The organism is Streptomyces coelicoflavus, from assembly GCF_045041415.1.
GTDB classification, from domain to species: Bacteria; Actinomycetota; Actinomycetes; order Streptomycetales; family Streptomycetaceae; genus Streptomyces; species Streptomyces coelicoflavus.
In genome coordinates, this window is the sequence record NZ_CP108218.1 from 212,438 (window position 1) to 233,321 (window position 20,884).

The following is a 20,884-nucleotide window of genomic DNA, read 5'->3' on the forward strand; positions in this document are numbered from 1 at the left end:
GGCGACGTGTCGACCGTCCGTGAGCGGAGCCTGCCGGGCAGCCGCCTGCCGTACCTGCTGATCGCTCCCGCGGTGCTGGGCATGCTGTACCTGCTGCTCTACCCCCTGGCCCGGGCCGTACTGATCTCCTTGCAGGACTTCCGGCTGCGCCAGCTCATCCTGGGCGACGCCGACTTCGTCGGGCTGCGCAACTACCGCACCCTGCTCGGCGATCCGGTGTTCTGGGAGGTGGTGCGCCGCACCTTCGTGTTCATGGCGGTCTGTGTGGTGGCCGTCATGGTGCTGTCCACCCTGGTGGCCCTGATGACCGAGCGGCTGGGCCGGGCGGCCAGGACAGTGGTCCTCAGCTCCCTGGTGCTGGTCTGGGCGGTGCCGGTGGTCGCGGCCACCACCGTCTTCCAGTGGCTGTTCCACTCCGAGTTCGGCATCGTCAACGAGACCCTCACCGGCCTCGGCTTCGCGTCGTACGAGGGCTACCCCTGGTTCGCGCACGGCGGGGCGGCGTTCGGCATCGTGGTGGTGCTGATCGTCTGGCAGTCCGTGCCGTTCGCCGCGATCACCCTGTATTCGGCGCTGGTCACGGTGCCGGCCGAGCTGTACGAGTCGGCACGCATGGACGGCGCGGGGGCCGCACGCGTCTTCCGCTCCGTCACCTTCCCGCTGATCCGGCCGATCTTCATGCTGGTGCTGTCCCTCGAAGTGATCTGGACGTTCAAGGCGTTCGTGCAGATCTGGGTGATGACCCGAGGCGGGCCCGGCGAGGCCACCACCATCCTGCCGGTGTACGCCGTGCAGACCGCGTTGGCGGGCCAGCGCTACGACCTGGGCTCCGCCGCCTCGATGCTCACGGTCCTGCTGATGAGCGGCGTCCTGGTCCTCTACTTCCGCCAACTGTTCCGTCAGGAGGGCGAGCAGCTGTGAGCACCCCGCGTTCCCCGCTGCGCCGCGTGCTGCGCCGCCTCCCGCTCAACGCCGCCGCCGCGCTCACCGTGGTGATCTGCCTGTTCCCCGTGTACTGGATGGTCACGACGGCCTTCAAGCCGTCCACGGACATCCAGTCCTACGATCCCCGGCTGATCCCCCGCGCCTGGACGCTGGACCACTTCCACGAGGCGGTGAGCGCCGACGGCTTCGTCCTGTTCTGGCGCAACAGCATCCTGGTGACCTTCAGCGCCGTCCTGCTCGCCCTGCTGGTCGCCCTGGGCGCCGCCTACGCCGTGGCCCGCATGCGCTGGCGCGGGCGCCGGCAGTTCATGCTGGCGGTGTTCGTCGCCCAGATGGCGCCCTGGGAGTCACTGATCATCCCGGTCTACATCATCTCCCGCGACACCGGGATGCTCGACCGGCTGCCGACACTGACGCTGATCTACTTCATGATCACGCTGCCGTTCACGGTGGTCGTGCTGCGCGGCTTCATCGCGGGCATCCCGCCGGAGCTGGAGGAGGCCGCGCAGGTCGACGGCTGTACCCGGGCCGGGGCCTTCCGCAGGGTGGCGTTCCCGCTGCTCGCCCCCGGCCTCATGGCCACCTCGCTGTTCGGCTTCATCACGGCCTGGAACGAGTTCACGTACGCCAACTTCCTCATCATCAAGCAGCAGGACAGCCGCACGCTTCCGGTGTGGCTCTCCTCGTTCCAGTCGACCTTCGGCACCGACTGGGGGGCCACCATGGCGGCCGCCACGCTCTTCGCCCTCCCCGCGCTGATCATCTTCCTCGCCCTGCAACGGCACGTGACGGCCGGGCTCGCCTCGGGAGGCGTCAAGGGCTGACCGCGTCCGCCGTCCTTCCACGCTTCGCGCCTCTCCCCGCCCGCCGTGCACCGCCGACCACCGGAGTCGTCCCGTGGACCTGCCACGCCCCGAACTGGCCCTCGTCCCCCGCCCGACCCGGCTGTCCACCCGCTCCGGCCGTTTCCGCCTCGACGGCACGACCCGGCTGCGGGTCACGCCGGGCGCCGGTCCGGCCGCGGCACTGCTGCGCACCCTGCTCGCCCCGGCCACCGGACTGCGCCTGGACGCCGCCGACGACGGCGCCTTCGTCCTCGCCCTCGACCCCGCCCTGACCGGCCTCGGCGACGAGGGGTACGGCCTGACCGTCAGCCCCCAGGGTGTGCTGCTGCGGGCCGCCCGCCCGGCCGGTCTCCTGAGCGGGGTGCAGACGGTGCGGCAACTCCTGCCCTACGAGGCCCTGTCCGCCCGGCCGGTGCGCGCGGTGCCGTGGGAGCTGCCGGCCGTGGAGATCACCGACGTGCCCCGCCATGCCTGGCGCGGCTCCCTGCTCGACGTGGCCCGGCACTTCCAGCCGGTGTCCTATCTGCGGCGCTACGTCGATCTGCTGGCGCTGCACAAGCTGAACGTCTTCCACCTCCACCTCACCGACGACCAGGGCTGGCGGATGCCGGTGGCCGCGTACCCCCGGCTCACCGAGGTCGGCGGCCGGCGCGCGGAGTCGATGGTGGGTCCCGCGGGCAGCTCCCGCTTCGACGGCGTGGAGCACGGCGGCTCCTACACCCGGGCGGAGCTGCGGGGCCTGGTGGCGTACGCGGCCGAACGCGGCGTGAGCGTACTGCCGGAGACCGGCGTGCCGGGGCACGTCCGCGCCGCTCTCGCTGCCTACCCCGAGCTGGGCACCGACCCCGCCCGCCGTCTGGACGTGTGGACGCACTGGGGCGTGTGCGAGAACGTCCTCGGCACCGGCGACCACGTCCTGGACTTCTTCCGCACCGTCCTGGACGAGGTGATGGACGTCTTCCCCTCTGCGTACGTGCACATCGGCGGGGACGAGGTGCCCACCACGGAGTGGGAGCGGAGCCCGCGGGCGCGTGCCCGTGCCGTCCGTGAGGGGCTGGCGGGGCCCCGCGCGCTGCATCCCTGGTTCATCGCACGGCTGTCCGAGCACCTGGTGCGCGCCGGACGCAGGCCGGTGGTCTGGGCCGAGAGCGGCGTCGCGCTCCCCCTGGACTGCACGATGATGAGCTGGCGCGAACCGGCGCACGCCCGCGCCGCGGCACTGCGCGGGCACCAGGTCGTCCACGCCGACCACCGCGCGGCCTACTTCGACTACGCGCGCGGCCCCGGTCCGGGAGAACCGCCCGCCCAGCCCGGCGGCATCGTGGACCTGCGCGCCGTCCACGACGTGGACCTCGCGCCGCCGACGCCGGAGGCGGCGTCCCTCGTCCTGGGCGCCCAGGGGCAGTTGTGGACGGAGTTCGTACGGACGCCGCAGCACATCGAGTACCTGACCTACCCGCGGCTGTGCGCACTGGCCGACCGGGTCTGGGGCGGCACTGCGGACTGGCCGGGCTTCACCGCCCGGCTGGCCGGTCACCGGGCCCGCCTGGACGCCCTGGACGTCCCGCACGCCACCCCGCCGGCCGGTCTCCCCCTGTCGTTCCCCCACACCGCGCACCACCCACCGACGCTCCCGCGCAGGCGGGAGCCGTGCCGAAAGGATCCCGCATGAGGAACCGACCCACCGCGGGCCGCGCCCGTCTGGCGCTCGCCCTGTCCGTGCTCCTGGGGGGCGGCGCCCTGACCGCCCTCCCCGCCCAGGCCGCTCCCGCCGCCGACGGGCTCGCCGTCCAGTACCGCACCAGCGCGAGCGGAGCCACCGCGGACCAGACGGAACCCTGGTTCAAGGTCCGCAACACCGGCTCGTCCACCGTGCCGCTGAGCCAGGTGAAGATCCGTTACTACTTCAAGGCGGACTCCCCGAGCGCCACCTACCGCTTCGCCTGCTCCTGGGCGGTGCGCGGCTGCGCCGCCGTCACCGGCACGTTCGGCACCCTGGGCAACCCGACGGCGACGGCCGACCGTTACCTGGAGATCGGCTTCACCCCGCCGGCCGGCACCCTGGCGCCCGGCGCGGACACCGGCGACCTGCAACTGCGCTTCCACCAGAGCAACTGGCAGACGCTGCGGCAGAGCGACGACTACTCGTTCGACGGCGCGCAGACCTCGTACGCGAACTGGGACAGGGTCACCGCCCAACTGGCCGGTGCCACCGTCTGGGGCGCGGCACCCGAGGGCAACGACCCCACGGACCCGACCGATCCGACGGACCCGACGGACCCTCCCGGCGGTGGTCAGACGCTGTTCGACGACTTCGACTACGACTCGCACACCGACCCCGCGCTCTCGGCGCACGGCTGGAACGTGCGCTCCAACAGCGGCGGGCCCGGCGTCCCCGGCGCGACCTGGGACCCGTCGAAGGTCACCTTCGTCTCCGCCGGCGGCAACTCGGTGATGAATCTGGAGACGTCCACGGCCGGCACCGGCGCGTCCACCTCGCAGACGGAGATCCTGACCAAGGCCACGAAGTTCCAGAACGGGACCTACGCCGCGCGCGTGAGGTTCTCCGACGCGCCGGGGTCGGGGCCCGACGGGGACCACCTGGTGCAGACGTTCTTCACCATCAACGACCTCAAGGCGCCGATGGCCGACGACTACGCCGAGTACGACTTCGAGTACCTGCCGAACGGAGGGTGGGGCGAACCGTCGAACATCCTGTACACGACCTCCTGGGAGACCTACGACCCCGACCCCTGGCAGGCCGTCAACCAGCACTCCGAGCAGCGCGGCAGCTACGCGGGATGGCACGATCTCGTCGTCACGATCGACGACAGCGCCATCACGTACTACGTGGACGGGCAGTTGTTCGGCACGCACGACGCGCGCTACCTGCCCGAGCGGCCGATGTCGATCAACTTCAACCAGTGGTTCATCGACCTGAACGGCCAGACGTCGACGACCCCGCGCGCCTACGACCAGCAGGTCGACTACGTCCTGCACGTCAAGGACCGGGTGCTCGGCCCGGCCGAGGTCGCCGCCGAGGTCGCCGGGTACCGCGCCGAGGGGACCGGGTTCGTGGACGAGGTGCCCGCCCCGTGATCCCTGGCGGGGGCGGTCAGAACAGGCGTTCCTGACCGTCCGCGGGCCGTCCCCGCCGGGCGCGCGGCCGGGCTCCGGAGGCCGGTGCCGTCTCGCCGAACAGGGGGGCGGTGCCGTACTCGTCCGGCTCGGCCGGGACGGTGGCGGGCCCCGTGCTCACGTTGAGGACCAGTGGGGCGTCCCGGTCGAAGTCGCCCGGCGTCATCGCCACCCACTCACGGTCCTGCCGCTCTCCCACGCACCGACACCTCTCTCGCGCCGCCCGCCGCGACCACGCGACGCTACCAGCCTCGTGGGAGCCGTGCGATCACGGCTCCCACCTGGCACGCATGCATCGTTCCCAGGCTGCCGGAGACCGACGCATCATGATTGATTCTGCAAAAACTGAGCACCTTTCGATCACCTTCATGCACCCGCTCTCTCGCTTCGAACCCTTGACAGGGCCTGGATCCGGTCGATTTACTCCCGGTCAACGCCGATGTCGTCTGATCGGCGGCAGAGGTACGCCCAGCCGGTAGCTGGCTTCGCGCCAGGAGCCCGGACTGAGTCGCCAGGACGGCCACGCGCCTCCGAGGCGGGGACGTGCCCACCATTCTCCGGAGCTCGAACCATGAGCCGTACGCAGGCGCACACCCGCAGGAAGCCGCTGCTGGCCGGCCTGGGCGCCACCACCGTCCTCGTCACCGCCGCCGCACTCGTCCCCGGCAGCACGCCGGCCGAGGCCGCCGCCTACTCCCCGCCCCCCGCGCACGCGGGCTTCGACTACCAGATCGGCGGCGCCTACACCCCGCCGGCCGGGGTGGAGGTGGTCAGCCGCGACCACTCGGCCTCTCCCGCACCGGGGCTGTACAACATCTGTTACGTCAACGCCTTCCAGGCCCAGCCCGGCGCCGAGGGCGACTGGGACGACGACCTGCTGCTGCGCGACGCGAACGGCGAGGTCGTCTACGACACCGACTGGGGCGAGGCCTTCCTCGACATCCGTACGGCCGACAAGCGCGAGCGCATCGCGGAGAAGGTCGGCACGTGGATCGACGGCTGCGCCGACAAGGGCTTCCAGGCCGTCGAGCCGGACAACTACGACAGCTACACCCGCGCGGGCGACCTGCTGGACGCCGCCGACGCCCAGGGGCTGATCAGGCTGCTGGCCGAGCGCGCGCACTCAGACGGCCTGGCGATCGGGCAGAAGAACACCGTCGAACTGGCCCCGAACCGCGAGGAGAACGGGCTGGACTTCGCGGTCGCCGAGGAGTGCGGCGAGTGGGACGAGTGCGGCGACTACACGGCCGGGTTCGGCGACCGGGTGATCGTCATCGAGTACACGGCCAAGGGCCTGTCGAAGGCGTGCGCGGGCTTCGGCGACGAGCTGAGCATCGTCCGGCGCGACCTGGACGTGTCGCCCAAGGGCAGCAGCGGCTACGTACGTGAGACCTGCTGACACCGCCCGACGGCCGGCGAAGTCCTTGGAGGTACAGATGGATGCGGTCCGACGTGCCGCACGCCCCTCGCGCCGGGGCGTGCTGCGGGCCGGCGGGGGTGCCGCCCTCGCGGCGGTCGCGGGCAGCGCGGTGACCGGCTGCGGGGCCGGTACGGACGACGGCGTCGCGGCCGACGGCACGGTCACCGTCGAGATGTGGCACGGCCAGGCGGACACGGCGAAGAAGGCCCTGGAGGGGCTCGTCGCCGACTTCGAACGCTCGCACCCGAAGATCAGGGTGAAGCTGGGCGGCGGCGTGCTGTCGGACGTGATGCTCCAGAAGGTGACGGCCGCCCTCGCCGCCGGTTCCTACCCCGACATCGCCTACATCTTCGGGTCGGACCTGGCCCGGGTGGCCCGCAGCCCGCAGGTCGTCGACCTCACCGACATGGTCGCGTCGGGGCCCGTGCCGTGGAAGAACTACTGGGCGGCCTCCAGAGACGCCGTCACGCTCAACGGCAGGGTCAGGGCCGCTCCGGCGGTGCTCGACTCGCTCGCCGTGGTCTGCAACCGGAAGCTGTTCCGCGAGGCCGGTCTGCCGCTGCCGAAGGCCGGCTGGAGCTGGCAGGACTTCGTCTCCTGCGCCCGCACGCTCACCCGCTCGGGCCGGGGCCGGTTCGGCACCGGCTGGCCCGGCACCGGCGACGAGGACACCGTGTGGCGCCTGTGGCCGCTGATCTGGGACCTGGGCGGTGACGTCGTCGACGACGGCGGCAAGAACATCGGTTTCGCCGACACCGGCGCCCGGGCGCTTCAGGTGGTGGCCGACCTGGCCCGGGACAAGAGCGTCTACATCGACCCCAAGCCCGGCAGCGAGCAGATGTACCAGGTCTTCCAGTCCGGCCGCATGGGCATGGTGGTCACCGGGCCGTGGCAGCTGCCCGACATCGAGACCGCCGGGATCGACTACCACGTCGTCCCCCTGCCGTCCTTCAGCGGGCGCCCGGTCACCATCTCGGGGCCCGACACCTGGACCATGTTCGACAACGGCGACGCACGCACCGAAGCCGCCCGTACCTTCCTGAGCTGGCTGGCCCGGCCGGAGCAGGACGTGCGCTGGGACATCGAGGCGGGCAGTCTCCCGCTCAGCCGCCGTACCGAGGCCCTGCCCGCCTGGCAGGACAAGGTCGCCCGCACCGAGGGCCTGAGCGTGTTCACCAAGGCACTGGAGACGGCGCGCGTACGCCCCGTCCACCCGGCGTACCCGGAGGTCTCGCAGGCGCTCGGGCAGGCGGTCGTCGCCGTGCTCCTGGGGCGCAGCACGCCCGAGGAGGCGCTGCGGGCCTGCGCCGATGACGCCAACGCCGCCCTGCTCATTCCGCGTTGAGGAGCCACACCGCCATGCCGCGCCTCCCCCGCCCCATCACCGTCGAGGGCCCGCCGCCGGACCCTCGCCCGCTGCGCCGCAAGCGCCGCCGCGAAACCGGCACCGCCTGGGCGTTCGTCTCGCCGGCGGTCCTGATCGTCCTCGGCCTGAGCATCGTCCCGGTGATCTGGTCGCTGCTGCTCTCGTTCCAGGCCAGCGACCTGGTCACGCCCAGCCGCTGGGTGGGCCTGGACAACTACCGCGCCCTGGCCCAGGACCCGAACTTCAGCCAGGCGGTCCGCAACACGCTGCTCTACACCGTCCTGTACGTGCCGCTGAGCCTGCTGTTCGGCCTGGCCCTCGCCCTGGTCCTCAACCGGCGCATCCGCCTCGTCGGCCTCTACCGCACCCTGATCTTCGTGCCGTTCGTGCTGTCGGCGACCGCACAGGGGGTGCTGTTCTCCTTCATCCTGGACCCGGAGTTCGGCGCGGCCAACTCGGTGCTGCACCGTCTCGGCGTCTCGTCGCAGGGCTTCCTGTCCGATCCCTCCCAGGCACTTCTGGTGCTGGTGGCGATCACGCTGTGGAGCGGCACCGGGTTCTGCGTCGTCGTCTACCTCGCCGCCCTCCAGGACGTGCCGCAGTCCCTGATCGAGGCGGCCCGTCTCGACGGGGCGGGCCGACGGCATCTGCTGCGCCACGTCACGCTGCCCACGCTCACCCCGGTCACCGTCTTCCTGGTGCTGTGGCAGGCCATCCAGTCCCTCCAGGTCTTCGACCTCGTGTACGTCACCACCAAGGGCGGTCCCCTCGGGTCGACCACGGTGATCGTCTACTTCATCTGGGAGCAGGCCTTCAAGAACGCCACCGCCGGGTACGGGGCCTCGGCCGCGTACGTCCTGGCCGTCGCGCTCGCTCTGGTCGCGGGGGCCGTCCGTCTCGTCCGGCGTCGGGGACGCCACCGTCTCGAAGGGGCCCGATCATGACGGCGACCTCCACCCGGCCGGGCACCGCCGACTCCGTCCGCGACGTCCTCGAGCCGCCGGCCGGCGTCGAACGGCGCCGTCCGCGGCTCCCGTTCAGCCCGTGGCACCTGCTGCTCGCCCCGCTCGCCCTCGTCTTCGCCGTGCCGCTGGTGTGGCTGGTGCTCAGCTCGGTGATGACCAACGCGGAGATCAACCGGTTCCCGCCGGCGCTGTGGCCGTCCGGCATCGACCTCGGCGGTTACCGGTACGTGCTGGGCAACGCGATGTTCCCCCGCTGGTTCGCCAACTCGCTGATCGTCTCCGCCGTCACGGTCGCCGCGAACCTCGTCTTCGGCTCGCTCGCCGGGTACGCGTTCGCCCGGATGCGGTTCGCGGGGTCCCGGGTGCTGCTGGGGCTGATGCTGGCCACGATGGCCGTGCCGTTCCAGCTGACGATGATCCCGACGTTCCTGGTGATGAAGAAGCTCGGCCTCATCGACACCCTGGGCGCGCTGATCGTGCCGTCGCTGGTCACGCCGTTCGCGGTCTTCCTGCTGCGGCAGTTCTTCCTCTCGCTGCCCAGGGAGCTGGAGGAGGCCGCCTGGATCGACGGCTGTTCACGGCTGCGGGTGCTGTGGCGGATCGTGCTGCCGCTGTCCCGTCCGGCGCTGGCCACGGTGGCCGTGCTCACCTTCCTGACCACGTGGAACGACCTGACCTGGCCGCTGATCGCCATCAACCACGACACGCAGTACACGCTGCAACTGGGCCTGACCACGTTCCAGGGGCAGCACCACACCCAGTGGGCGGCCGTGATGGCGGGCAACGTCATCACCGTGCTGCCGGTCCTGCTCGCCTTCCTCGGCGCGCAGAAGACCTTCATCCAGTCGATCACCTCCAGCGGGCTCAAGGGCTGACCACCCGCCCTCCGCCCGTCCGCCGTCACTCCAGGGAAGACCCATGCCGCACAGCCTCGACCTGCTCGTCGTCGGAGACGCCAATCCCGACGTCGTGGTGGGGCCCCTCGACTCCCCCCTCGCCTTCGGACAGCGCGAACAGCTCGTCCCCGACGGTGCCCTCACCCTCGGCGGCTCCGCCGCGATCATGGCGTGCGGCGCCGCCCGCCTCGGACTGCGGGTGGCGTTCGCCGGCCGCGTGGGCGACGACGACGCCGGCCGTTACGTCCGCGACACCCTCGACGCGCACGGGGTCGACACGGGCGCCCTGCTCGTCGATCCGCGGCTGCCGACCCCGCTCACCGTGGTCCTCACCCGGGAGGACGACCGGGCCATCGTCACGGCGCCGGGCACGCTGCCGGCCACCACGGCGGCGGACGTTCCGGCCGAACTGCTGAGCACGGCCCGGCACGTGCACGCCGCGTCGTACTTCCTGCTCCCCGGACTCGCCACCGCGCTGCCCGAGTTGCTGCGCACCGCGCGCGCCCACGGTGCGACGACGTCCCTCGACACCAACGACGACCCCGCCGGCCGCTGGGACCCGGCCGGTCTGGAGGCCGTACTCCCGCACACCGACTATCTGCTGCCCAACGCGGCCGAGGCCCGGCAGCTGGCCGGGATCGGCACCCCGGACCTCGGCGAGTGCGCCGCCGCGCTCGCCCGCCGGGGGCCGACGGTCGTCGTCAAGAACGGCGCCGAGGGCGCCCTGTGCCACGACGGGCGCACCCTGCTCACCACGTCCGGCGTCCCGGCCCGGCCCGTGGACACGGTGGGTGCCGGCGACAGTTTCGACGCCGGTTTCGTCGCCGCGCTCCTCGCCGGGCTCGCCCTGCCCGAGGCCCTCGGACTCGCCGCCGTCTGCGGCGCGCTGTCCACCCGCGCGCACGGCGGCACCACCGCCCAGCCCACCTGGGACGAAGCGTTCGCCCAGGTCACCCGTAACGGAGAGAACCCCGCATGAGCACCGCCCACCCGACCGCACCCAGGATCACCTTCGTCGGAGCCGGCAGCGTCGTCTTCACCCAGGGCCTGCTCGCCGACCTCTTCGCGTTCGACGAGCTGAAGTCCGCGCACATCGCGCTGCACGACATCGACGCGGAGCGCCTGGCCACCGCGCGCGCGGCCGCCGAGTACATCGCCGCCGAACGCGGCGCCCGGCCGCGCGTCACCGCCCACGCCGACCGCCGCGAGGCCCTGGCCGGCGCCGACTTCGTCATCAACATCGTGCAGGTCGGCATGGGCGAGGCGACCCGTACCGACTTCGAGGTGCCGGCCCGGTACGGACTGCGCCAGACCATCGGCGACACCCTCGGCGTCGGCGGGGTCTTCCGCGCGCTGCGCACCTTCCCGCTGCTCAGGGCGCTCGGCGAGGACATCGTCGAGGTCTGCCCGGACGCCTGGCTGCTCAACTACACCAACCCGATGGCGATGAACGTCCAGTACCTCGCCGAGGCGACCGGGCTGACGCGGGTGGTGGGCCTGTGCCACTCCGTCTACTGGACGATCCAGGGCCTGTGCGAGCTGCTGAAGGTCCCCTACGAGGAGGTCACCTACGAGGCGGCGGGCGTCAACCATCAGGCGTGGGTGCTGCGCCTGGAGCACGGGGGCCGGGACCTCCACCCGCGCCTCGACGCCCTGATCGACGAGGACCCGCAACTGCGCCGCCGGGTCCGCATGGACATGTACCGGCGCCTGGGCCACTACCCGACGGAGACCAGCGAGCACTCGGCCGAGTACGTCCCCTGGTACCTGCACCACGACAGCGAGATCGACCGGCTGCGGCTGCCCGTCGGCGCCTACCTGGGCATCGTGGACGAGAACGTGGCGGAGTACGAGCGCACCCGCGACGCCCTGGCCTGCGGGGCGCCGCTCACGGTCGAGGGCACGATGGAGTACGCCCCGCAGATCATCCACAGCATCGTGACCGGCACCCCCCGCACGGTCTACGGCAACGTGCCCAACCACGGCCTGATCGAGAACCTGCCCGCCCGGGGCACCGTCGAGGTGCCCTGCCTGGTCGACTCCACGGGCGTCCGGCCCACCCGGATCGGCGCGCTGCCCCCGCAGCTGGCGGCCCTCAACCGGGCCTACCTGAGCACCACCGACCTGGTGGTGCGGGCGGCGACGGAGGACGATCCGCGGCACATCAGGCACGCGGCGATGGCCGACCCGGCGACGGCGGCGACCCTCACGGTCGAGGAGATCTGGCGGCTGTGCGACGACATGGTCCGCGCCCACGGGGACCTGCTGCAACCGGGGCTGCGCGGCGCACTCGCCCTCTGAGCCGACCGGCACGGCCGCACTGGTGCGGCCCCGCGTACGGGGGAGAACGCGGGGCCGCACCAGCAAGCTATCGGAGTAACCGGCCGCCTGCCAGACCCGGTGCGCGGCGACCGGCCCGAACCTTTCACCCCCGCCCCGCGGCGGCGCTCCCACCCCGCGTTTCACTGGATGCGTCACCCGACCGGCGGACGGGATCGTTCCCCGGAGCGCGGGGCGTCCGGGCGGCGCGCGCTGCGGGGCCCGCCGTACCGGGCACACACTGAGGTCATGGGTGGTTCCGATCCGCCGACGGCGGTGTCACGGCGCTTTCCCGACGGGCCGCGGAGCGTGGCGGCGGCACGCCGGTTCGTGCGTGCCGCGCTGGACGGGTCCCCCGCGGACCGGGTGGGCACGGCCGAGCTGCTGGTGAGCGAGCTGGTCACCAACGCGGTGCTGCACGCGCGCACCGTGGTGGAGGTGAGCGTGGCACGCCTCGACGGCCGGGTGCGGGTACGGGTCGGGGACGGGCGGCCGGGCCGCGGACTGGTACCGCAGCGCTGTTCGCCGTACGCCGGTACGGGTCAGGGACTGGCCCTGGTGGAGCAGCTGGCCTCGCGGTACGGGGCGGACGGCGACGACGCGGGCAAGACGGTGTGGTTCGAGCTGTGGCACGACGGGCCGTCGCCGCCGTCCTCCGGGTGGGAGACCGCCGTGCCGCCGCGGCCCGACGAACGGACGGTGACGCTCGTCGACGTGCCGACCGCCCTGGAGGCGTCGTGCCGGCAGCACCGGCACGGGGTGCTGCGCGAGCTCACCCTCGCCGCGTCCGCGGGAGACCTCCTCGGGGCGGCACCCGAGGACCTCGCGACGGCCAACGACGTCAACAACGTGATCAGTGCCGGTGTGACGGCGGCGCTGGAGGAACCGGCCGCCGATTCCGGGCTGGACACCCTGCCCCTCGCGCTGCCCGTCGACGCCGTGCCGGCGGTGGAGACCCTGCGCCGCGTCCTCGGCCTGGCCGAGGAGCGGGCGCGCCAGGAGCGGCTGCTCACCCTGCCGGCCCTGCCTCGCGGCCGTGCCTTCCAGGAATGGCTCTTCGACGAGATCTCGGGACAGCTCACCGGGGGCCGGCCCACCGCGTGGACCGTGGTCCCCCGGGAGCCGGAGATCAGCTCCGCCGAGCTCGTGCCGTGGGACGTCGGCCAGGTGCGGGCCAGCAGGACGCCGACCATCGCCGCGGACGAGGGCAACCGGATCGTCGCGGCCAACGGGGCGGCGGCGGACCTGCTGGGCTGGGCACCGGAGGACCTCGTCGGACGCCGCCTCACCACCCTCGTGCCCGAGCACCTGCGCGCGCGGCACACGGCGGCGTTCACCTCGATGCTGCTCACCGGCCGCACACGCATCGTGGGCCGCTCCGTGCCGCTTCCGGCACTGCACCGTGACGGCCGGCTGGTCCCGGTCCGGCTGTACATCCAGACCCAGGAGACGGCCGACGGCCGCACCGTGTTCGTCGCCCAGCTCGTCCCGCGGGCGACCACGTTCCTCGACGCGCCGAGGACTTCCGGCCGGGTCAGGGAGGCCGCCGTCGGAGAGCCCGACGGGGGCCGGTCACCCGCCGTCCCGGAGAGCGGCGCCAGGAGGGCCAGGGTCCAGGGCGGCATGTCGCCGCTGGACCGGCTCACTCTTCTGGCCGAGCTCGGCGCCCAGCTCAACAACACCCTGGACCTGCAGGAGGGACTGCAGCGGGCCGGCCGGCTGCTGACGCGGCGGCTGGCCGACTGGTGCGCGGTGGACCTGTTCACCGACGACACCCGGCTGGAGCGGGCCTGTGTCGTCCACCGGGATCCCCGGGCCCTGCGCCCCGGGGCGTACGAGGGCGCGCTCCCGGGGGTCTCCGAGGACTCGCGCGGCCCGCTGGCCCGGGTACTGCGCGGCGCCGGTCCGCTGCTGCTCGTCGACGCCCCGCAGCCCGGCCAGACCGAGAGCGCGCTGGACAGGGAGTACGTCGGACTGTTCCGGGAGCTGGGGGCGGGCAGCGCCGTCGTCGCTCCGCTGCGGGCGCGCCGCCGGATCTCCGGCGCGCTGACGCTGGCCCGCGCGCCCGGCGCGCGGCCGTTCACGGAAGAGGACCTGACGCTCGTAGACGACCTGGTCCACAGCCTCGCGCTGGGGGTGGACAACGCCCGTCTCTACCAGGACACCCGCTCCATCGCCGAGCGGCTCCAGCGCTCGCTGCTGCCGGCGCTGCCGGAGGTCGAGGGGCTGCGGATGGCCGCCCGCTACGCCGCCTCCTCGACCACCGCGCAGGTCGGCGGGGACTGGTACGACTGCTTCGTCCTGCCGCACGGGGACACCGCGCTGGTCATCGGCGACGTCACGGGGCACGACCTGGACGCGGCCATCACGATGAGCCAGTTGCGCAGCATGCTCCGCGGGATCGCCGTGGACCGCGAGGAGCCGCCCGCCGAGGTGCTGCGCCGGCTGGACGTGGCGAACCACAGTCTCCGCCAGGAGGCGACCGCCACCTGTGTCTACGGTCTGCTGAAGGGCTCCGCGCACGGCCCGTGGGAGCTGAAGCACTCCTCCGCGGGACATCCGCCGCCGCTGCTCACCACGCGGGACGGCCGGGCCCGCTACCTCGGTGGCGGCGCGGGCCTGCTACTGGGCATGGATCCCGCCATGGCCCGGGACACGGCGCGGCACGAGCTGCCGGCCCACTCGACGCTCGTGCTGTACACCGACGGCCTCGTCGAGCGTCGTGACGAGCCCATCGACGACGCCCTGGAGCGACTGCGCCGGCACGCCGCCGACCTGGCACACGAGCCCCTCGACACGTTCTGCGACGAGTTGTTGATCGGCCTGGGCGCGGACAGCACGGACGACATCGCGGTCCTCGCCGTCCGCCCCACGCCGCCCCCGTCGCGGCGGCCGGGACCGGCCGGGGGGTGACGACCGGGGCACCGGGCTCCGCCCGCCCTGCCCGTTCGGGCATCTCCTTCTGCCTCGGCGGCTCCTGACGCCGGTGACGGGGCGAAGATACCGTCCCCTCGTGAGCATCACGTCCCGGCGAGCGGCCAGGTGAACGACGAGCGGCTGACCGTGGCGCAGGCGGCCGACGGCACGGGCGCCCCACAACCGGACATGTCCGAACCCGGACGAGCGGACCGGTTGCTCCCGCCGGAACAGCCGGAGCAACCGGAGCCGCCCCGCAAGCGAAAGCGCCGTGGCCCCGGGCCGGTCACCCTGTTGCTGCTGCCGGCCTTCGTGACCGTCACCGGCGTGGCGGCCTTCCTCGCGCTGGGCGGACTGCCGGGCCAGGCCACCGACGACGACTCCGCCGCCGACCCGTCCGCCGCGGTCGACATCGACCCGTCGTACATCCCCTGGCTGCGCAAGGCGGCCTCGGCCTGCACCGTCCTCGAACCGTCCGTCCTGGCCGCGCAGATCGACCAGCTCTCGGGCTGGAGCGACGACTCGGACGAACTCTCGGGTCAGAAGGGCATCGCCGCCTTCACCGACGACGAGTGGCGGACCTGGGGCAAGGACGACGACGGCAACGGGCGGTCCTCGCCCCGCGATCCGGCGGACGCCATCATGGCGCTGGGCCGGCGGGACTGCTCCCTGGCCGCAAAGGTGACCGAACTGCGCACCGAGGGGCGGATCAACGGCGATCTCGTGGAGCTGACCCTGGCCGCGTACGCCGCGGGACCGGACGCCGTGACCGAGGCGGGACGCGTCCCCTCGGCGGCCAGGACGTACCTCGACGAGGTCCAGGCCCTGGTGCCCCGTTACGAGGCACTCGACCGGGAGGACTCCGGCGGCGCGGGCGGGACGGCCGGCGCCCTGCTGACCCCGCCGGTGAGCCCGCTCACCATCACCTCGCCCTTCGGGTCCCGGGAGCACCCGCTGACCGGGGTGACCAAACTGCACACCGGCGTGGACTTCGCCGCGCCGCAGGGCGCGCAGGTCGTGGCGGCTCGGCGGGGCCGGGTCGTGTTCGCCGCGCTCACCAGCGCGTACGGCAACCGGATCGTGATCGACCACGGGACCATCCAGGGCAAGCGGGTGGAGACGACCTACAGTCACCTCTCCTCCCTGGAGACGACGGTCGGACAGACGGTGGAGGCCGGGGCCCCGATCGGGCGGGTCGGCTCCACCGGCCTGTCCACCGGCCCCCACCTGCACTTCGAGGTCGTCCTCGACGGGTACTACACCGATCCGCGCCCCTGGGTCGTGCCGGACGGGGTTTGATCCGGCGGATCCTGTCGAAGCAATCGACATGACCCAGTCGAAGCGCGAGACAGAGCGGAAGTACGAACCGTCCCCCGGCGGCGCCGCCGGGCTGCCCGACCTCACCGGCGTCGGGCCCGTCGCCTCGGTCACCGCGACCGGGCCCGAGAAGCTCGACGCGGTGTACCACGACACCGAGGATCAGCGGCTCGCCGGTTCCTCGGCCACGTTGCGCCGCCGTACGGGCGGTCCGGACGCGGGCTGGCACCTGAAGCTGCCACTGACCGGGGACACCCGGGAGGAGGTGTGGGCTCCCCTGTCGGACGACGTGCCCGAGTCGCTGCGCGAGCTGGTCCTGTCCCGCACACGGGGCGCCGAGCTGCGTCCCGTCGTACGCATCCGGTCCGCCCGGACCGTGCGGCAGTTGCGCGACGCGGAGGGCGGGTTGCTCGCCGAGCTGAGCCTCGACGAGGTGCGCGCCGACGCGGCGGCCTCCGGCGGTGGCCGTGCCCGGTGGAGCGAGCTGGAGGTCGAACTGGCCGACGGTGTGCACCCCGGGCTGCTGGACGTCGTCGAGAAGAAGCTCCGGAAGAAGGGGATCGTGCGCGCCGACAGCCCGTCCAAGCTGGCCCGCGCGCTGCGGGACACGGGGGCGGCGGTGGAGCGGGCGCACCCTTCGGGGGTGGGGGCAGGGTCTCCCGGCGCGTATGTGCTCGCGTACGTGGCCGAGCAGGCCGGCCGGCTGGTGTCACTGGATCCGGCGGTCCGCCGTGACCTGCCCGACGCCGTGCACCAGATGCGCGTCACGTGCCGGCGGCTGCGCGCCTGCCTGCGCTCCTACCGCTCCGTGCTCGACCGGCGGGTCACCGATCCGCTGCGCACGGAACTGCGGTGGCTGGCAGGAGAGTTGGGTGTGGCGCGGGACCAGGAGGTGCTGGGCGAGCGGATCGGGGCCGCGCTGGCGGAGCTGCCGGACGACCTGGTGCTGGGGCCCGTCGCCGCCCGTCTGCGGGTCTGGGAGGTGTCCCACGGCGTCGAGGCGCGGTCCCGTACGCGTCAGGCCCTGGCCACATCCCGTTATCTGCGCCTCCTGGACGCGCTGGACGCCCTGGTCCGGCAACCACCCCTGCGCGCCCGGGCCACCGGCAAGCCCGCCCCTACGATGTCCCGATCGGTGCTCAAGGAGTACGGCCGTCTCGCCGGGCGGATGGAGCAGGCGGCGGCGCAGCCGGCCGGCCGGTCGCGGGAGGCGGGGCTGCACGAGGCGCGCAAGGCCGCCAAGAAGCTCCGCTACGCGGCCGAGGTCGCGCGTCCCGCGCTCGGCAAGCCGGCCGCCCGGCTCGGCAAGCACGCCAAGGCGGTGCAGCAGCTGCTCGGTGAGCACCAGGACGCCGTGGTCGCCCAGGACACCCTGCGAGGGCTGGCGGTGGCCGCCCACGGGGCGGGCGAGTCCGCGTTCACCTGGGGACTGCTGCACGGCCGGGAAGGGGCGGGGGCCGAGGCCCGGCAGCGGGAGCTGCCCGAGGTGTGGCGGGCGGCGTCGGATCCCGCGCTGCGGGCACCGCTCGAACCCTGACTCGCCCACGCACGACGGCCGTTCACGAGTGTGCGGGACGGGCCGGACTCACGCCGCGCGGGCCCGCTCGGGCAGCGCGCGCAGCGGCGCCGCCGGGGTGCGGGTGGCGCTGACCCGGTGGATGATCCGGTTCGGGTCGGCGAGCGGCTCGCCGAGCACCGTCCGGCCCGCGGCGTGCAGCGCGTCGCACGCGGCGGTCGGCAGCGCGACGTAGCAGCCGCCCCGGCCGGTGGCGGAGTCCAGGGGGCGCCAGTAGCTGTACCGGCGCCGCCCGCCCGCCCGCACGGTGACGAAGACGGGTGTACGCGCGTCGGTGACGATGCGCAGTATCTCGGCCTCGGCGGCACCGAGCCGGTCGGGGCGCCGGGCCCCACGGAGGTCGGCGGTCTGCGGTCGGGCGGCGGCGGTGAGCGGCATCGGCGGTGGCCTTTCCAGGTCAGTGACTCGAGAACGCCTACCCGGTCCGGCCGGAGTTGATCTCGATGGGCCGCATTCTTCAGCACGGCACTGACAACTCCTGTCCGGAGTCTTGCCGGATCGATGACTCACCACTTAAATCACACCTTGAACTAAGCCTCCGCGTCGAGCGGTTGGCCGGTCCTGTCCGCAACCCCGGAAGGCTCTCGTATGAGACTCAGATCCTTGGGTGTCGCGCTCGTCGCCACGGCGGCGCTCGTCACCCTCCCCGCCCCGATGGCGGCCAACGCGGCCGACACCCCCCTCTCCCAGGGCCGGACGGCCACGTCGTCGTCGGCCGAGAACGCCGGCACACCGTCCGCGAACGCCGTCGACGGCGACATGGGCACCCGGTGGTCGTCGGCCGCGAGCGACGACCAGTGGCTGCAGGTCGATCTCGGTGCCACCGCCTCCGTCACCCGGGTCGTGCTCGACTGGGAGGCGGCCTACGGCAAGGACTACAAGATCCAGCTCTCGCCGGACGGGAGCACCTGGACCGACGCGAAGACCGTCACCGGCGGCGACGGCGGCACCGACACCCTCGACATCTCGGGCCAGGGTCGCTACGTCCGCATGCAGGGCGTGCACCGGGCCACCCCGTGGGGCTACTCCCTGTGGGAGTTCCAGGTCTTCGGCACCACCGGCGGCACCGCACCGGGCGGCTCCTGCGACACCGCCAACGCCGCGCAGGGCAGGCCCGCCTCGGCCTCCTCCGTGGAGAACGCCGGGACACCGGCCGCGGCGGCCTTCGACGGCGACCCCGGCACCCGCTGGTCCAGCCAGGCCGCCGACCCGCAGTGGGTGCGGGTCGACCTGGGCGCCGTGAAGGACCTGTGCAAGGTGGACCTGAGCTGGGAGGCCGCCTACGCCAAGGACTTCCGGATCGAGGCGTCCTCCGACGGGCAGAGCTGGCAGACGCTGAAGAGCGTCACGGGCGCCACCGGCGGCAAGGCCTCCTACGACGTCGGCGGTTCGGGCCGCTACGTCCGCATCCACGGCACGGCCCGCGCGACCGGCTACGGCTACTCGCTGTGGGAGGTCGCCGTGCACACCGGCACCACCGGCACTCCCCCGGTCGAGGGCGGCGGCGACCTGGGGCCGAACGTCATCGTCGTGGACCCCTCCACGCCGAACCTCCAGCAGAAGTTCGACCAGGTCTTCGCCCAGCAGGAGTCCAACCAGTTCGGCAGCGGGCGCTACCAGTTCCTGCTGAAGCCGGGCACCTACAACGGGATCAACGCCCAACTGGGCTTCTACACCTCGATCTCCGGTCTCGGCCTCAACCCGGACGACACGCAGATCAACGGTGACATCACCGTGGACGCGGGCTGGTTCAACGGCAACGCGACGCAGAACTTCTGGCGTTCGGCGGAGAACCTCGCCATCACGCCGTCCAACGGCACCGACCGGTGGGCGGTCGCCCAGGCGGCCCCGTTCCGCCGGATCCACGTCAAGGGCGGTCTGAACCTCGCCCCCAACGGCTACGGCTGGGCCTCCGGCGGCTACATCGCCGACTCGAAGATCGACGGCACCGTCGGCCCCTACTCCCAGCAGCAGTGGTACACCCGGGACAGCTCGGTCGGCGGCTGGACCAACGGCGTCTGGAACATGACGTTCACGGGCGTCGAGGGCGCGCCGGCGAGCAACTTCGAGACCGGCCCGTACACCACGCTCGACACCACGCCGATCTCCCGCGAGAAGCCGTTCCTGTACCTGGACGGCGACGAGTACAAGGTGCGGGTCCCGGCCAAGCGGACCAACGCGCGCGGCGTGTCCTGGCCCGCCAACGCCGGTGGCACCTCGCTGCCGCTCAGCCAGTTCTACGTCGTCAAGCCGGGCGCGACGGCGGCGACCATCAACGCCGCGCTCGACCAGGGCCTCCACCTGCTGTTCACGCCCGGCGTCTACCACATCGACCAGACCATCGAGGTCGACCGCGCCAACACCGTCGTGCTCGGCCTCGGTCTGGCCACGATCATTCCGGACGGCGGCGTCGACGCCATGCACGTGGCCGACGTCGACGGCGTGCGGCTCGCGGGCTTCCTCATCGACGCGGGTCCGCAGAACTCCGACACCCTGCTGCGCATCGGAACGCCGGGCGGGAACGCCGACCACTCCGCCAACCCCACGACCATGCAGGACGTGTTCGTCCGCATCGGCGGCGCGGGACCGGGCAGGGCCACCGACTCCGTCGTGGTCGAGAGCGACGACGTGATCATCGACCACACCTGGATCTGGCGTGCCGACCACGGCGAGGGCGTCGGCTGGGAGACCAACCGCGCCGACTACGGCCTCAGGGTCAACGGCGACGACGTCCTCGCGACGGGACTGTTCGTCGAGCACTTCAACAAGTACGACGTCTACTGGAACGGTGAGCGCGGCCGGACCATCTTCTTCCAGAACGAGAAGGCCTACGACGCCCCGAACGAGGCCGCCATCACCCACGACGGCATCGTCGGCTACGCGGCCTACAAGGTCGCCGACTCGGTGAACGAGCACGACGCGGTGGCACTGGGCAGCTACTGCAACTTCACCGCCGACCCGACCATCGTCCAGCACCACGGGTTCCAGGTGCCGGTCAAGCCGGGGGTCAGGATGCGCAACCTCCAGGTGATCTCGCTGGGCGGCATGGGCCAGTACCGCCATGTCGTCAACGACACCGGCGCGGCCACGTCGGGGACGGACACCGTGCCGTCCAAGGTCGTCCAGTTCCCGTGAGGGACGACGCGCCCCGCAGTGGTGCGGGGCGCGTCACCCGTCCGGG

The 20,884-nt window shown here is 72.7% G+C and carries 16 protein-coding genes; 14 read left to right on the top strand and 2 right to left on the bottom strand.

What is annotated here, in order from left to right:
- Positions 1 to 6 precede the first annotated feature (6 nt).
- The 4 genes from OHA99_RS00945 (at position 7) to OHA99_RS00960 (ending at position 4,889) form a co-directional block, all read left to right on the top strand.
- The gene (locus OHA99_RS00945; RefSeq protein WP_153176251.1) at positions 7 to 921 is read left to right on the top strand and encodes a carbohydrate ABC transporter permease; all 915 of its coding nucleotides are present in this window, start codon (positions 7 to 9) and stop codon (positions 919 to 921) included.
- Positions 918 to 1,769 (top strand): carbohydrate ABC transporter permease, encoded by an 852-nt coding sequence (locus OHA99_RS00950; RefSeq protein ID WP_405693510.1) that lies wholly within the window; start codon positions 918 to 920, stop codon positions 1,767 to 1,769. The genes OHA99_RS00945 and OHA99_RS00950 overlap by 4 nt, the downstream gene beginning before the upstream one ends.
- 73 nt (positions 1,770 to 1,842) lie before the next feature.
- Positions 1,843 to 3,462: a beta-N-acetylhexosaminidase gene (locus tag OHA99_RS00955; RefSeq protein WP_381500948.1), complete on the top strand. Its 1,620-nt coding sequence runs from the start codon at positions 1,843 to 1,845 to the stop codon at positions 3,460 to 3,462.
- Entirely contained in the window at positions 3,459 to 4,889 is a 1,431-nt protein-coding gene (locus OHA99_RS00960) for a cellulose binding domain-containing protein (protein ID WP_405693512.1), read from the top strand. Before OHA99_RS00955 ends, OHA99_RS00960 begins: the two co-directional genes overlap by 4 nt.
- 16 nt (positions 4,890 to 4,905) lie before the next feature.
- Here OHA99_RS00960 and OHA99_RS00965 read toward each other — a convergent pair whose 3' ends face one another.
- A complete protein-coding gene (locus tag OHA99_RS00965; RefSeq protein WP_054101081.1) occupies positions 4,906 to 5,127 on the bottom strand; it encodes a hypothetical protein in 222 nt (73 codons plus the stop codon).
- 372 nt (positions 5,128 to 5,499) lie between these two features.
- Here OHA99_RS00965 and OHA99_RS00970 point away from each other — a divergent pair, with 372 nt between their 5' ends.
- The 9 genes from OHA99_RS00970 to OHA99_RS01010 all read left to right on the top strand — a co-directional run bounded on the left by OHA99_RS00970 (position 5,500) and on the right by OHA99_RS01010 (position 17,664).
- Positions 5,500 to 6,327: an endo alpha-1,4 polygalactosaminidase gene (locus OHA99_RS00970; protein ID WP_366471639.1), complete on the top strand. Its 828-nt coding sequence runs from the start codon at positions 5,500 to 5,502 to the stop codon at positions 6,325 to 6,327.
- Between the two features lie 37 nt (positions 6,328 to 6,364).
- Positions 6,365 to 7,693 (top strand): ABC transporter substrate-binding protein, encoded by a 1,329-nt coding sequence (locus tag OHA99_RS00975; protein WP_381500953.1) that lies wholly within the window; start codon positions 6,365 to 6,367, stop codon positions 7,691 to 7,693.
- 14 nt (positions 7,694 to 7,707) lie between these two features.
- Positions 7,708 to 8,658: a carbohydrate ABC transporter permease gene (locus OHA99_RS00980; RefSeq protein ID WP_007389616.1), complete on the top strand. Its 951-nt coding sequence runs from the start codon at positions 7,708 to 7,710 to the stop codon at positions 8,656 to 8,658.
- A complete protein-coding gene (locus tag OHA99_RS00985) occupies positions 8,655 to 9,554 on the top strand; it encodes a carbohydrate ABC transporter permease (protein WP_153176257.1) in 900 nt (299 codons plus the stop codon). Before OHA99_RS00980 ends, OHA99_RS00985 begins: the two co-directional genes overlap by 4 nt.
- 43 nt (positions 9,555 to 9,597) lie before the next feature.
- Entirely contained in the window at positions 9,598 to 10,554 is a 957-nt protein-coding gene (locus tag OHA99_RS00990; RefSeq protein WP_405693515.1) for a carbohydrate kinase family protein, read from the top strand.
- Positions 10,551 to 11,876 (top strand): alpha-glucosidase/alpha-galactosidase, encoded by a 1,326-nt coding sequence (locus OHA99_RS00995; protein WP_366471637.1) that lies wholly within the window; start codon positions 10,551 to 10,553, stop codon positions 11,874 to 11,876. Before OHA99_RS00990 ends, OHA99_RS00995 begins: the two co-directional genes overlap by 4 nt.
- Positions 11,877 to 12,143: 267 nt before the next feature.
- On the top strand, positions 12,144 to 14,807 hold the full coding sequence (locus OHA99_RS01000; RefSeq protein ID WP_405693518.1) for a SpoIIE family protein phosphatase: 2,664 nt from the start codon (positions 12,144 to 12,146) through the stop codon (positions 14,805 to 14,807).
- A 129-nt stretch (positions 14,808 to 14,936) separates the two neighbouring features.
- A complete protein-coding gene (locus OHA99_RS01005) occupies positions 14,937 to 16,109 on the top strand; it encodes a M23 family metallopeptidase (protein ID WP_153176261.1) in 1,173 nt (390 codons plus the stop codon).
- Between the two features lie 28 nt (positions 16,110 to 16,137).
- Entirely contained in the window at positions 16,138 to 17,664 is a 1,527-nt protein-coding gene (locus OHA99_RS01010) for a CHAD domain-containing protein (protein ID WP_405693520.1), read from the top strand.
- 48 nt (positions 17,665 to 17,712) lie between these two features.
- On the opposite strand, the gene OHA99_RS01015 is transcribed toward OHA99_RS01010, so the two are convergent.
- Positions 17,713 to 18,081, bottom strand: a complete 369-nt coding sequence (locus tag OHA99_RS01015; RefSeq protein ID WP_153176263.1) for a hypothetical protein — start codon at positions 18,079 to 18,081, stop codon at positions 17,713 to 17,715.
- A 210-nt stretch (positions 18,082 to 18,291) separates the two neighbouring features.
- On the opposite strand from OHA99_RS01015, the gene OHA99_RS01020 reads away from it, so the two are divergent.
- Positions 18,292 to 20,838, top strand: a complete 2,547-nt coding sequence (locus OHA99_RS01020) for a discoidin domain-containing protein (protein WP_405693522.1) — start codon at positions 18,292 to 18,294, stop codon at positions 20,836 to 20,838.
- Positions 20,839 to 20,884 lie beyond the last annotated feature (46 nt).